The sequence below is a fragment of the Phycisphaerales bacterium genome (assembly GCA_029268515.1).
In the GTDB taxonomy this organism is placed as follows: domain Bacteria; phylum Planctomycetota; class Phycisphaerae; order Phycisphaerales; family SM1A02; genus JAQWNP01.
In genome coordinates this window covers 51,618-65,285 of the sequence record JAQWNP010000014.1, presented here as the reverse complement: position 1 = coordinate 65,285, position 13,668 = coordinate 51,618, and the positions used below count along the sequence as shown (strand labels likewise).

Sequence of the window (13,668 nt, the reverse complement as noted above, 5' to 3'; positions counted from 1 at the left end):
ATATCTCACAAAATAAACTGAGGGTCATTTGGCGAAGATCCGATTCGCCACCCGGACTAAGCTTCCATCATAGAGCCCCCCTACTTGCTGGGCAATCGCCAACCAGATGAATAGGATGAGCCTAAGAGATCCTCCGCATAGACTATGCAAAACCAGTAACCAAGCCATATTTGGTTCCAACCGCCCAAGAATGGCCTAGATTAATTTTCAACAATGCTTTTCCCACTCAAGACCGAAGTCAATCTCAAACGACGCCCAGTCGTCACCCAGGCACTCTTGGTGGCCAATATGTTGGTCTATTTGATCATGCTGCTGGGTGCTTTCTATAGCCTCTACACCACCGGCGACTTCACGGCTTGGGGCCGGTTCCATAGCGAGAACTTTGTCTGGTGGCAGCTCATCAGCTACCAGTTCTTGCATGCACCAGATGATCTTTTTCACCTGCTGTTCAACATGGTCTTTCTATGGATATTCGGATGTGCCGTCGAAGATCGAATGGGTCGCATCGGCTTCCTGGCCTTTTATCTGATCGGCGGCATTGTTGCTGCCATCGTCCATGGAGCCTGGTCCACGAGCCCTGTGATTGGCGCTAGCGGAAGTATTGCCGCTGTCACTGGGGCCTTTCTCGTCTTATTCCCTCGCAGTCGTGTTCGCGTGATCTTGGTCTTTTTCCTCATCGGTATTTATCAGATTCCCAGCCTGTGGCTCATCCTGTTGTATTTTGCCATTGATCTCTTTAGTCAGACCACTCAGCTCATTACAGGCAATGAAGCTCGTGTTGCTTACCTCGCCCATATTGCTGGGTACGTTTATGGCTTCACATTAGCGATGGTGCTTCTTGCCACGAAGTTTGTAAAGAGCAGCGATTTTGACCTGCTTTGGATCTGGAAGCAGTCTAGACGTCGCGCCATTTTCAGACGTGAGGTGAACAAGCAGAAGGGTGTGACCTGGGAAAAGCCTGACACCGATGTGCCGCCAGCGATGAAATCCAACAACAAGCCTCCCAGCAAACAATCGTCCTTCAACGCAGATCCCCTCACCCCCGCTCAGGAAGCCGCCGCTCGAGCGAAAGCTCAGATTGGGGTATTGATTCGGAAGCATGAACTCAACGAAGGCGCCGGTCGATACAAAGCCCTTCTCGAAGTCGATCCAGAAGCCACGTTGCCAGAAGCTCATCAAATGGATATTGCGAGTCAACTCTGCGCGGACAACGAAAATGAAACTGCTGCACGAGCCTACGAGCTCTTTTTACAAAAATATAAGCACTCTATACAGGTGCCTCAGGTCAAACTCATGCTCGCGGTACTTTACCTCAGACGATTACAACGGCCCGAGCGAGCCCGGGTTCTGCTCAAGGAGCTCCGCGGCAAACTCCGTCAATCTTCCCAGCAGAAGCTGGCTGATGATCTCACTCAAGAAATCGGCGATTAATGACACTCACACTTCCTCCAAAAACAATCGCTGACGGTCAACCGCGCGTCACACTGATAAAAATTTGTGGCGTATCCACTCCAGAGGCCATTGAGGTGGCTGCTCAAGAAGGTGCCAATGGTATTGGCTTTGTCCGAGCCAAGAACTCACCAAGATATGTTGATTTGGAGACTTCCAAGGCGTTGCTGGCACAGACGCCTTCAACTTTGACTTCGGTTGCCGTTTATGTTGACGCACCCAGCGAAGAGATCGCCAAATTACCAGTCGATGCAATTCAGCTGCATGGGCAAGAAAGTGAATCAGTCATTGCGTCTCTATCTGCTCAGATGCCCAAAACAATTGTCATCCGCGGCTTTCCTTTTAGTCGTTCACATCTCAACCGCTGGCAAGAGCACCCCGGGATTCATGCCGTCTTGGTTGATGGTGCCTCAGCTGGCGGTGGCGCCAGTTTCAATTATCAGCCCCTGGTTGATATACGCCACACGCTCACCAGTCCATTGATCCTGGCCGGTGGCTTAACGCCCGACAATGTCGGCGATGTCATCACACTCTTGCGGCCATGGGCCGTCGACATCAGCAGTGGTGTTGAATCAGCACCTGGCGTCAAGGACCACGGCGCCATCCGAGCATTCTGCCAAGCCGTACGGGCCGCCGATCGAATTCGCAGCCACGACTAGATTGGCGTCTTCTCTTTGCTCACCAGACGAATGTCCTGGAGATGCAGCTGGCGATCGACACCTTTCGTCATGTCGTAGAGCGTGAGACATGCGACACTTACAGCCGTTAACGCCTCCATCTCCACACCAGTGGGGCCAGTTGCGACCGCCTCAGCCCGCACGCGCAAACGGTCATCGCCAGCACGCTCAAAGTACACCGCTACCTGATCAAGGCGCAGTGAATGGGCCAGCGGAATGAGACTGTCACACTGTTTCGCAGCATTGATACCTGCAATGCGAGCCACCGCCAGAACTTCACCCTTGGGCAGATCGCCCTCCATCACGCGATCCAGTGTGGAAGCTTGGCAACAAAAGAATCCTTCTGCCTGGGCGCGACGGTGCATTGGTGGCTTCTTCGAGACATCCACCATCTGGGCTCGACCTGCTTGATCAAGATGTGTGAGTTCGTCATTCATATCTGCTCAACGTCCATCGTATACCACTTTACCACCCACGATCGTCAAAAGAATCTTGGGCCGCTGGCATGTCCAGTCCAGCTCGCGTGGATCTTGATCGATGACCGTAATGTCGCCAAAGTGCCCCAGCTTGAGTGCTCCAGATCGATCAAAACCACAGATCCTTGCTGCATCATGCGTATAAGCACGCCAACTCTCTTCAACGGTGAGTTGCTGCGTGCGATCAAATCCATCCAAACTCGGACAGATCATGGCTGCGGCCATGCCTTGCCAGGGATCACTGGTCACGACTGGCCAGTCCGAACCAAATGCTAAGACGGCACCGTGATCGACGAGTGAACGAAATGGAAAACTCTGCTGCATACGTGTGGCACCGAGCTTGTGAACCAGTGCGGCTGCATCGACACGTCGGTGCTCAGGTTGCATTGATACGAATCTGCCTGACAGTCGAGCCATATCATCACAGGCAATCTGCTGAGCATGCTCAAATGTTGGTGGCGTACGCCACTGATGCGATTCAACCATATCAATTGCTCGCGTCAGCGCCGCATCACCAATGACATGCATAACTGGGGTATACCCTTGCTCGGCCAAGAAGGCCCCCCACGCTTCAAAAGTGTTGTCGGTCGCCATCTCAACCCACTGCCCCAAAGCACTGGGCGCGTCAGTATATGGAGCATGCAATCTGGCAGTTCCTGAACCCATGGTGCCATCGACAAAGGCTTTGTGCCCTGCCATTGCAAGCATATCGTCATCTTTAAACGCTTCAGCAAAAGTTGTATCCAAAGGCCAGTCACGATCGAGTAAGACCACGCGCGTACGCAAGGTCAGATCATCGCGCATCGGCAGCAGCACCTCTTCTACTTCCCGTTGGTATTCCATGCTCCGTACGCCAGTCAGACCCTGGGCATTCAGCTGGCGCTGTGCAACGCGTAGCGCTTCCCGGCGCTCTTGTACCGTCAGTGGTGGAATGATTGGATTGACGAATTGCCAAGCAGCAGCTTCCAGTAGCAAGCCCGTTGCCGAACCTTGTTGGGGGCCAGTTGTCCATCGCACAATCTGACCACCATCTGGATCAGAACGCTGATCATCAATGCCAGCTCGCTCAAGTACGGCCTGATTGACCACCATGGCATGTAAATCAGCTCGGTGGCATACCACAGGTCGATTCCCTGCAACACGTAACCAGGATGCATTGGGTAGGACCTGCTGATCCCACTGGGTTTCATTCCAGCCTGTTGCGATGAGCCACTGTTCGTCAGGCAATAACTGATGGCGCTCAAAAACAGCTTGCTCGAATTCTTCTCGATTTCGCACACGACTTAGATCAAGCTGCCGCTGGGACTCGGCGCCGTACACAAGGTGTAGATGGCTATCAATCATCCCCGGAACCGCAAAACCACCGGCACCATCTATTTGCTGACCATCCTGACAAGAGCTGCTACTGGAGCGAATGACGCCGCTGTCAATAATGAGAGACCTACGCTCAGCTGGCATACCAGGCTCTGTCAGAAATACATTTTTCAATTCAGGCATGAGGCAATATTGACTCCCTGAGAACCACCTTTCCCGCAGAATGGCCGCCGCTCAATGATGCATGCTAAGGTGTTGGTATACATCTGTAACCTGGAGAGATGCCATGCGCCTGCCCTCACGTCCATTCTTTTTGATTGTTCCGGCTTTTGCCCTCTTATTCACGACCGCATGCTCAAAGGAACCCAGTGAGCACCCACTGGCTAGTACGCCACGGAGTGATGCCCCCAATCAAACAACGACACCAGCGTTGACCCAGGCCCCACCAAACACAACGACACCATCGGCACAGAACATTCCAGCACAACCTGGCCTGGCAGTCACGCCTGCTGGTCCCCCTAATGGTGCCGTGGCAACAAGCAGTCACACAGCAAGTAACTCTCACAGTGAACTAGCCACCCTCATCCCAGGCCTCCCTGGCCCAATTGAGAATGCCACCTGGGCGACCTCAATGACGCGACTAGATATGGTGACAGGCCCCGTGCCTGTTGGTTGGCAGCAAGTGAGCCAAACAAGTTCTGGCATGGAAAAAATCGCATTTAACATACTGGCTCCGGATGGCGGCATTCCAGCCCGACTTTCAGTCTTTAGCTTCCCAGAAGCCGCGGGCAATACAGTGGAAGCCAACATTAGACGTTGGCGTTCACAATTCCGAACGCAGGAAGGCGCACCCGCTGAGCCAAGTCGCCTTACGATTAAAACGACTGGTGGATTAGATAGCACAATCGTCTCTCTGGAAGGAAGCTACACGGGGATGGGCTCTAGCACCGCGAAGCCTCAGCAGATGATGCTTGTGGCAATTACCAAGACACCTTCTGGTACGGAGTTCATAAGACTCTTGGGCCCGAAGAAAGCAGTTTCAAGCGCCGCTGCGCAATACCGTTGGCTGATACAAAATCTAGCACTGGTGCCTTCCAACAGTTCCATTTCGAATACGACGAACTAAGACTGCTTTTGGTTGCCGAGACTACTTGCTTGTGTCAATCGCAAATGAAGTACCACTCTCTACATAACAATTGATCATCTGACCGGCTTCCCATTGGCCAGGATCATCGCTGCTATGGAGTTGGATCCAGAATGGCAAGACAGCCTCGACAAGCAGGCGTCTTGATTGTCTATCAACTCTACGAATTCGTCCGGCAACGATTCGAGGCGGCCCATCAAGAGGCTCAATAAAACATCCACCAGCTGTGGCTGGGTGGAGGCGAAGTGCTTGGGCGGTAATGCGCCCTTTCGCTCGCTTACCAACTTCCGGCATAGGCGCACTAGACTGTTCCTTGATCACCAAGTCAATACGGTAATCGGTACCAGTGGGCTGAAGTGAGCATATCGAATCATGCACTGCTAGAACTCGGCCACGGGCCAAATCTTCACCAGCATGTTCCTGTTCAACCGGGTTCTGTTCGGCAAATGTTGACACCGATGCTGCTCCTCTTATGCACCCTGTTCATTCTCAATCGTTCTGCCTTAGATGATAACGCCTGCCCCGACGATGACACGACGCTCGTTCAAATAGTCAACCCACGCTTCTTAGTTGGACCGTTCACGGCGTGGCTGATCGCGATTTCGCCGCTCTCTTGATTCCTCAGCAGGCATCGCAGACCGTTGTTTAGCAACAGTCAAAAGCTGGCCATTCAATTGAGCATCCAAGAATTCGGCCAATGGCATGAGCATGGAATCAGCCTTGAAACCGTGTCCAACGCCTTCGAGCGTCACCAGTACGACTTCAACGTTCTCTGATTCAAGTGCATGTGCCATGTCTCTTGACTGTTCAACTGGCACCACCTTGTCCGCCGTCCCATGCAGAAAAAGATAGGGAGGGTCATCGGCTGACACATAGCTCAATGGGCTGGCTTCACGTAGCACATGGTCAAGGTTTTCCGGTGCTGCCTCTATCCACCGATTCCCAGAACGTTGCGGAGGCTTCTTCGCCATAAACTTGACTAAGTCAGTTGTCCCTGCAATTGCTACAACGCAGGCCACTGCAGACGAATGTTCTTGGTTCGACTCAAAGATCGCTGCATCACTACTAGCGCCAATCATGGACGCCAGATGAGCACCCGCAGAAACACCAATAATCCCAATACGATTTGGATCAATACCAAGTGATTGGGCATTCTTTCGAAGAAAACGCACCGACTCTTTCACATCGAGCACCGCCGCTGGATAGGGCGCCACCCCGAGCAAACGGTAGTTGATACTCGCTGCCAAGTACCCGGCTCGCGCAAGAGACTCAATGAAGCGCCCACCTTGCTCTTTACTCCCGCTTCGAAATCCCCCTCCATGAACATAAATGACTGCGGGCAGGAGCTTTTCACTACTGCGCTGCGGCACGGCCACGTCCATGAGTAATTGAACGGTTACACCATCTCGACTTTTCGCTTCTCCGTAGACGACATCACGCACCATCTCAACACCTGAATTGCCAGATGCATTTGATGCCTGGGATCGCCGCTGGCGGCGCTCATCGCGCGCCTCGCGACTTGGAGGCGGCTGAGTTGTCTCAGGCTCAGCAGCTGGCCCTGGTGGCATTTCAGGCTGTGTCGTTTGCCCAAACGCGAACCCACTGATCAGCAGGACAGACAAGCCCAGAATCACCTGCGTCTTGCACTTATTCATGGCATGAACTCCTCTGGTGAATATTGCGCCAGAACGCGCTGACTTATACCCATTGTGTCTTTAAGTCGCAGGGGGGGACATCTTTCTGTCACTAGATGGCTCTACAGATTCAGTCATACCTATAAAGTTGCCCAGCAACTGAGGCCCCTCAACGGTCAAAAAGCTCTCTGGATGAAACTGAACGCCATCCATCGGTGCCAATTCGTGACCTGATCCCGTCCAGCGTAACCCCATGATCTCGCCTGTTTCAGTCCAAGCACTGCGCTCGAATGGGCCTGTCAGTGTCTGTGGATCCACAATCAAAGAATGATATCGGGTCGCCTCAAAAGGATTACTTAATCCGCGATACAACCCCTTACCATCATGATGAACCAATGAAGTCTTGCCATGCATCAGAACGTCATGCCGATCAACCCGCATGCCATGTTCTGCAGCGATGGTCTGATGACCAAGACAAACACCCAGAATTGGAATCTTCCCTCTGAATTCCGCAATCATTTGAGGACATACGCCCGTATCTGCTGGTGTACATGGCCCTGGCGATATCACGAGATGTGTCGGCTGTAGATCTTTCGCTTGCGCAACTGAAATTTTGTCGTTGCGGTACACGACGATTTCTAACCCCTGATCCAATTCGCCGAGGCGCTGGACTAGGTTGTACGTAAACGAATCATAGTTATCGATAATCAGCAGCATGAAGGCCTAAATCGTAGCCACTTACTGGCATCTTCGCTCAGTCGCCCAGAATCGCATATGGCCACTCAGTAAACCAGCATGAGCATCAGCTTATGCCGCCCGTTTTGTGCCCGCTACACCATCGCGCGTCACGAAGAAGAAGTCTGTTGTGATTGGATAAGGCAGCCGGCGGAAGTCACGCTCAATGCGAGATTGGAGCAAATTATGAAACTCGGGCGGACCAGCTGAAAATGCCACCAACATGTCTCTGGCAGGTGCCGCGGCATAAAAGTCACCGGACAGTTCAGGCGCCAGTTTTTCATGTAGACCATTGAGCAACAAACGCGCTGCGTCATAGCCATCTTGCACCGTCATGGTCGCAGCACGACCACCATCAGCTGTTGTAAACAACTTAAGGCTCACGCGTGGTGTATAGGTATCAAGATTTTGCCTTGCAATAAGGTCAACCTCTTCTGGTGTTAGGTTCCAACGCATCAACTGCTCGATGGTCAGACTAACCGTCATTTGCGGCATATCGATCACAAACACGATGCATGTGTCGTTCACAAACGGAACATGTGCAACCTGCTCGCGATCAAGGTGTTCAAAGATAGTCGTTGGTTGAATACGCGGCATGATGCGCGGCTTTGCCACAGAAAGAGGCAATGGGAGCGACCCAAGCGTATCACCTTCAATGAGCTTCTCTAGATAGTTCTCAACAATATCCACCCCACGGGTGGGATCGCTGTGGACCATTCGATAGAGATTACTAAGTGACAGATGGCGACCATTGAGTATGAGGTCCATTGGACCAGCAATCTCTACAGATCTATCGGGATACTGACGATGCAGAATCCGCGCCACTTGTTCTCCAAAGGCCTCTGGTTCTCGCGGCATATGGGTCATACTTGTTCCCCTTGGCCAGTTACTGCCTACTAGGACTGTCGTCTAGGAATACCCTTGAATCGAATAAAAATCACCTACTGACCGATTTTAAAAGCTTAAAATCTCATTTATTGGCATTCCGTAGCACTGAAGGCCTTTCTGACAACAGGTTATCCAAATTGATACGCTGATTTGGATGAACAGTTCATTTGAAATCGACCCCCACTCCATCAGTTTCGCATCGCCGCTGGCATGCTTCTATACACAGGCCAGCGTGGCTTCATCGCCTTGAGAAGGTGCGAATCTCTCAACAGCCATCCTGAGCCACGAACCGACCACATGCTCGCCAACAAAGAACGCCCATCATCCGATATAACATCACAACATTCGTATTCCAAGGAAAGAGCCTTTTATGAATACCCAAATTGATGGGCAACAAGCTGAACAATCGCCGTGTTCCGAAATGATTGCTGCACCAATCTTCGTATCTGGCCTTCGCAAGTCTGGAACTTCGATGACCCGGCTCCTGTTTGATGGGCATCCAGAATTATTCACCTATCCAACCAACGAGTTCCACTTCTTTCGATACACGGATATAAAACCACTTACAAGTAATAGAAAACCTGAGATCGGTCCGATGGAAAAACGGATTGAGTCGATCTGCAATGACCAGTGGTTTCAGAGTACGTCTCCGCGTGGCCGAGAGATAGCCTTGGATAGCAAGGTTTTTAAAGAACGAATCTGCGCGAGACTCAATCAAGGACTGATACAAAACGACAAGGGCTTGTTCGAGTCATTGATTGCCTCAGTCGTCGAGTCGACTTCCTACTATCAGGGACAACCTCTCAACGAGATGCGCGTAGTGGTCAAAGGCGTCCACCAAGCAGAGTTCCTACCAGAACTACTGTCATGGTTTCCCAACCTCAAGTTCATTTATGTTCTTCGTAATCCCTATGGACAGTTGAACTCGGCCATCAACAACATGCGGCATGGCAAAGTAGAAATCAAAGAGCGGGTTCGGATCGCCAATGACCATCGCAAACTAGACAAGAAGCATGGCTACCCATTTCTGGGCCAAAGGCTTCTTGAGATGCGCAACAGCTACTACTTCATGAAAAAGTGGTCCAGACTCTACCCGGAGAACTTTAGAACGGTGATCTATGATCGGCTGCTCTGTGATCCGGAAACGGAAATGCGATCGCTATCAGAATGGCTTGGGATTGAATATCACCCTTGCCTCCTTGAAGTCACGGAAAACCATGGGACACCGATGAAACGAGATGGCTGGTCAGTCTCCGGATCACATGAAGCTGGAAAACTGTCAACGGAGCCCCTGACCGCCTGGAAGCAACAACTCGCTCCAGGAGTGATGAGACTGGTCACCATGCAATTTAGAGATATTCTCGATGAATACGAATTCAAGATCAGCAATCCAAAGGTCTCCAAATGGCGGCGATTCGACCGAGCAGAAGACATCCGAACCTGGACTGCCAACAGGTTCCTCTTCACCAATGCTGCCAAGAGAATGCTGAAATGATTCGATCCGCCGCTCCAGGCTATGGGTGATTCGTAATGGCCATGTCAATACCAAAGACGATCGTACATATCGGGTATGCCAAGGCAGCAAGCAGCACGCTTCAAGCGTTCTTTAGCGCCTGCCCTTCTGTGCACCATGTCGATCGAGGTGTTGCATTCAAACTTCTGACTGCGCCCAATGCCTTCGACTATGACCAAACTGCTGCTGCTGATTTTTTTACGCAACAAGCCGAGCAAGCTGCATCCTCAGGAAACACGCTCGTAATCTCGCATGAGCGACTGTCAGGAAACCCCCACTCGGGTCACTATGACGACACACTCATCGCCCAACGCATTGCCAATGTGTTGCCAGGAGCGCACGTTCTCATCAGCATTCGAGAACAGCTCGCACTCATCAGTTCGATCTACAAGCAGTACCTACGGATCGGCGGAACCATGACGTTCAGGCAATACACAATGCCTATGAGAGATTACCGCGTACCTGGTTTTAATCATTCAAAGTATGAGTACCACCACCTGATCAAGCACTACCAAGATCTTCTTGGCAATGATCACGTCCATGTCAGCCTCGTCGAAGATCTCGCCTTGGATCCAGACTCGTACTTCCAGTCACTTTCAGAACTGCTTGAAAGCCCGATGCCTGAGCACTTTGATCCGTCCAGCGTGCATAACCCAGCAGAACCGAGCAGCAGCCTTGCATCATTGAGACGCACGAATCGATATCGGTCCGATCCGACGACCATTCGACCACCACAGCTAGAACCAGCTGAACCGCTACAGCGATTGAGCCGTCTCATTTCCAAACTCCGGCCATGTGAAGATCCACGCCCAGAGGATGAAGCCAGTGCGCTTTTCTCAGGTCATTTCAACGACAGTAATCGCCTGCTTTCTGCCATGCTCGGCAAGGATCTCGCTTCTCAGGGCTACAGCACCGATCCTTAAGTCCACAGATTTCACTTGATAAAGCCGATAGGCTCAGCGAGCAGCATTCTGAAACCTGGCATGATCTTCTGACATGCGGCCCTCCAAATTGATAGGCTGATCTTGATGAACAGTTCATTTCAACTCGGCCCTCACTTCGTCGGCGACGCAAAGCCCCTGCTGATCATTGCTGGGCCATGTAGCCTTGAAGCTCCCGAACTTAATCTCAGTATTGCAACAAGTCTCAGAGATCTGTGCGACTCACTCGGCCTGGGGTATGTTTTTAAGGCCAGCTTCGATAAAGCCAACCGCACAAGTGATCGCTCACCTCGCGGTGTTGGCTTCAATGATGGCCTCAAAGAACTCGCAAGAATCAAGCAAGAAGCAGGCGTGCCTATTTGCACTGATATTCATCATCCCGACCAAGCTCAGGCTGCCGCAGAAGTCGCCGATCTTTTGCAGATTCCTGCATTCCTCTGTCGCCAAACGGATCTTTTAAATGCGGCCGCGGAAACAAATGCCGCGATCAATGTTAAAAAAGGCCAGTTCCTTTCCCCCGCAGAGATGAAAAACGTCAGAGATAAACTTGATCGCGCCGGCGCTCGCAACATCATGTTGACTGAACGAGGCACGTTCTTCGGTTACCACCGGCTCGTCAATGACTTTATTGGTGTTGGCGATCTTATGGATTTGGAGGTGCCCGTCTGCTTCGACGTCACGCACTCCACCCAGCTCCCCGGGGGCGGCAATAATCAAACTGCCGGACGACCTGATCGGGCGGCACTGCTGATGAGAGCGGCTGTGGCCGCTGGCGTCCATGCACTGTTTATTGAATGCCACCCCAGACCGAAAGAGGCAATCTCAGACGCAGACACGATGCAGCCGATGGCGGCAATGCCCGAGCTCCTCGCGAGCGCCGTGGCGATTCGATCGGCACTGGAATCAACCCCCTGCTAAATGGAGCTGAGGCATGCCTGATGAGCTGATGATGGGAACATCCATAAAGACATCTTCCTACAACCTCATGAGATGCCTAAGATAGAACGCCTATGAAGTGCGACAAATGCGACAAACCAGCCGTGGTCCACGAAGTCGTCATTCGCGGGGGCGAAAAAAGAGAGCTCCATCTCTGCGCTGACCATGCCATGAAAGAGGGTATTGCGATGCCCCAACAGCAGCCCATCGATCAACTTCTTACAAAATTTGTGACCTCTAAGTCTGACTCAAAGCATCCCAGTGAACAACTTTCATGTGATGGCTGTGGACTCCCTTTCAAAGAATTCCGAAAACGTGGCATTCTTGGTTGTCCAGATTGCTACGAGATCTTTGTTGATCAATTAGAGCCACTGATTATGCGTGCACAAAATGGTGCCTGCCACCACACTGGAAGTATTCCCAGTCAAGCTGGCGCGAGTATTGATCGTCAACTGAGTATTCGCAGACTGGCAGATGAACTCGACTCTGCTGTCGCAGCAGAGCAATATGAGCGTGCCGCTGAATTACGAGATCAACTAGACCATATGAAGCTACACGGCCCAGATAAAGAGGACTGAAATGGCGTTCGATGATCTTGGAGCATGGCTTGATGTTGGCCCAGACAGTGATGTCGTCGTCAGTAGCCGCGTACGGATAGCACGCAATATGGCCTGCTTCCCATTTGTCAACCGGGCCACACAAGGACAGTGCCAAGAAATTGTTGCACTCACGCGACAAGCACTCGCCGAATGTGACCTCGGCAATCAGCCAACCAATGAAATGATTTGGGTTGATCTTAATCAGGCCTCAGACCGTGAGCGAATGCTTCTGGTCGAACGCCACCTCATTTCCCGCCACCATGCAGAAACACGAGCGAGCAAAGCGGTTGCTGTTGCACGCGACGAATCCATGAGCCTCATGGTCAACGAAGAAGATCATCTTCGTTTACAAGTACTCACAGCAGGACTTCAATTTGATCAAGCCTTTGATCGCATATGCCAGGTAGAACAAGGCCTCGAGTCGTCACTGGAATATGCTTTCTCGCCACGCTGGGGCTACCTCACGGCATGCCCAACCAATGTGGGTACTGGCGCTCGCTTTTCTGTCATGATGCATTTGCCAGGACTCTTGATTACACGTGAGATTGAACGAGTCAAGCGATCTGCGAAGGATCTGCACTTGGCAGTCCGTGGCCATTACGGAGAAGGATCAGAGTCAACAGGCGATCTTTTCCAGATCAGTAATCAGATTACGCTTGGCCAATCGGAAGATGAACTGATGGCTGAATTCCAACAGCGTGTTATTCCTCGGATCATTGACTATGAACGACAAGCTCGACAAATGCTTTTGAAGAAGAATCCCCTTCTTCTTGATGACCGCGTCCATCGAGCCTTGAATATCTTGCGTTCCGCACACCTCCTCGGTGTTGACGAAGCAATGAAGTACCTCAGTCGTGTCAGACTGGGGATTTTCCTCGAACGCATCACCGATATTGATCCCGCCCTGATTAATAAACTGTTTCTTTTGCTACAGCCTGGACACCTCTCACCTGAAGATGAGACGGTCGGAACGGAGAAACTTCGAGCGCGACGAGCCACGATCGTCCGACAGGCACTGAGAGCGGATGAGAAGTAGCCAGAATTTTCTTATGATTGAAGTGTGATTTCGTCGACGGATTTCGCGAGTCGAAAATCACGGTCTGTCAGACCACCAGCATCATGCGTCGTCACTGTCAGTGTTACTTTGTTGTATCGGATCATGATGTCTGGATGATGCTGTTGTTGCTCGGCAAGCGCAGCCACCTTCTTCACAAAGTCCATTGCCAGTTGAAAGTCGGCAAATGACAAAGTTCGCTGAAGTGCTTCGCCATTGAGGGCCCATTCTGTCATGACCTCAACCTGAGCTTGCACTTTTTCGGGGTCGATTCGATCCATCACACTATCTCCGCCTGAGCATCTCTC

Annotated in this window: 15 protein-coding genes; 8 read left to right on the top strand and 7 right to left on the bottom strand. The window is 51.6% G+C overall.

The genetic code is table 11. The features are described from left to right. The first annotated feature begins 213 nt into the window (after nt 1-213). Together P8J86_09485 and P8J86_09480 are read left to right on the top strand one after the other, a co-directional pair. Nucleotides 214-1,431 carry a rhomboid family intramembrane serine protease gene (locus tag P8J86_09485; GenBank protein ID MDG2054927.1) on the top strand — a complete coding sequence of 406 codons (1,218 nt, stop codon included), beginning with the start codon at nt 214-216 and terminating at the stop codon, nt 1,429-1,431. Next, the gene (locus P8J86_09480) at nt 1,431-2,108 is read left to right on the top strand and encodes a phosphoribosylanthranilate isomerase (GenBank protein ID MDG2054926.1); all 678 of its coding nucleotides are present in this window, start codon (nt 1,431-1,433) and stop codon (nt 2,106-2,108) included. Before P8J86_09485 ends, P8J86_09480 begins: the two co-directional genes overlap by 1 nt. Here the strand turns inward: P8J86_09480 and moaC are convergent. Continuing rightward, on the bottom strand, nt 2,105-2,563 hold the full coding sequence (moaC, locus tag P8J86_09475) for a cyclic pyranopterin monophosphate synthase MoaC (GenBank protein ID MDG2054925.1): 459 nt from the start codon (nt 2,561-2,563) through the stop codon (nt 2,105-2,107). The two genes, P8J86_09480 and moaC, sit on opposite strands and share 4 nt — an antisense overlap. Nucleotides 2,564-2,569: 6 nt before the next feature. Beyond that, nucleotides 2,570-4,099 (bottom strand): amidohydrolase family protein, encoded by a 1,530-nt coding sequence (locus P8J86_09470; GenBank protein MDG2054924.1) that lies wholly within the window; start codon nt 4,097-4,099, stop codon nt 2,570-2,572. A 103-nt stretch (nt 4,100-4,202) separates the two neighbouring features. Between P8J86_09470 and P8J86_09465 the strand changes: the two genes are divergently transcribed. After that, on the top strand, nt 4,203-5,042 hold the full coding sequence (locus P8J86_09465; GenBank protein ID MDG2054923.1) for a hypothetical protein: 840 nt from the start codon (nt 4,203-4,205) through the stop codon (nt 5,040-5,042). A 21-nt stretch (nt 5,043-5,063) separates the two neighbouring features. Here P8J86_09465 and P8J86_09460 read toward each other — a convergent pair whose 3' ends face one another. From P8J86_09460 to P8J86_09445, 4 genes are all read right to left on the bottom strand, one after another. After that, the gene (locus P8J86_09460; protein ID MDG2054922.1) at nt 5,064-5,516 is read right to left on the bottom strand and encodes a hypothetical protein; all 453 of its coding nucleotides are present in this window, start codon (nt 5,514-5,516) and stop codon (nt 5,064-5,066) included. 110 nt (nt 5,517-5,626) lie between these two features. Beyond that, entirely contained in the window at nt 5,627-6,715 is a 1,089-nt protein-coding gene (locus tag P8J86_09455) for an alpha/beta hydrolase (GenBank protein ID MDG2054921.1), read from the bottom strand. Nucleotides 6,716-6,775: 60 nt separating this feature from the next. Beyond that, complete coding sequence (locus tag P8J86_09450) at nt 6,776-7,411, bottom strand: aminodeoxychorismate/anthranilate synthase component II (GenBank protein ID MDG2054920.1); 636 nt, start codon at nt 7,409-7,411, stop codon at nt 6,776-6,778. Nucleotides 7,412-7,501: 90 nt separating this feature from the next. Then, nucleotides 7,502-8,296: a DUF1444 family protein gene (locus P8J86_09445; protein ID MDG2054919.1), complete on the bottom strand. Its 795-nt coding sequence runs from the start codon at nt 8,294-8,296 to the stop codon at nt 7,502-7,504. Nucleotides 8,297-8,687: 391 nt separating this feature from the next. Between P8J86_09445 and P8J86_09440 the strand changes: the two genes are divergently transcribed. The 5 genes from P8J86_09440 to P8J86_09420 all read left to right on the top strand — a co-directional run bounded on the left by P8J86_09440 (nt 8,688) and on the right by P8J86_09420 (nt 13,342). Further along, complete coding sequence (locus tag P8J86_09440) at nt 8,688-9,812, top strand: sulfotransferase (GenBank protein MDG2054918.1); 1,125 nt, start codon at nt 8,688-8,690, stop codon at nt 9,810-9,812. A 35-nt stretch (nt 9,813-9,847) separates the two neighbouring features. Then, entirely contained in the window at nt 9,848-10,753 is a 906-nt protein-coding gene (locus P8J86_09435; GenBank protein ID MDG2054917.1) for a hypothetical protein, read from the top strand. 105 nt (nt 10,754-10,858) lie between these two features. After that, entirely contained in the window at nt 10,859-11,689 is an 831-nt protein-coding gene (gene kdsA / locus P8J86_09430; GenBank protein MDG2054916.1) for a 3-deoxy-8-phosphooctulonate synthase, read from the top strand. A 92-nt stretch (nt 11,690-11,781) separates the two neighbouring features. Next, complete coding sequence (locus P8J86_09425; GenBank protein ID MDG2054915.1) at nt 11,782-12,285, top strand: UvrB/UvrC motif-containing protein; 504 nt, start codon at nt 11,782-11,784, stop codon at nt 12,283-12,285. Between the two features lies 1 nt (nt 12,286). Continuing rightward, nucleotides 12,287-13,342 carry a protein arginine kinase gene (locus P8J86_09420; GenBank protein MDG2054914.1) on the top strand — a complete coding sequence of 352 codons (1,056 nt, stop codon included), beginning with the start codon at nt 12,287-12,289 and terminating at the stop codon, nt 13,340-13,342. Between the two features lie 11 nt (nt 13,343-13,353). Here the strand turns inward: P8J86_09420 and P8J86_09415 are convergent, their stop codons facing one another. Then, nucleotides 13,354-13,641 carry a 4a-hydroxytetrahydrobiopterin dehydratase gene (locus P8J86_09415; GenBank protein MDG2054913.1) on the bottom strand — a complete coding sequence of 96 codons (288 nt, stop codon included), beginning with the start codon at nt 13,639-13,641 and terminating at the stop codon, nt 13,354-13,356. Nucleotides 13,642-13,668: the final 27 nt, after the last annotated feature.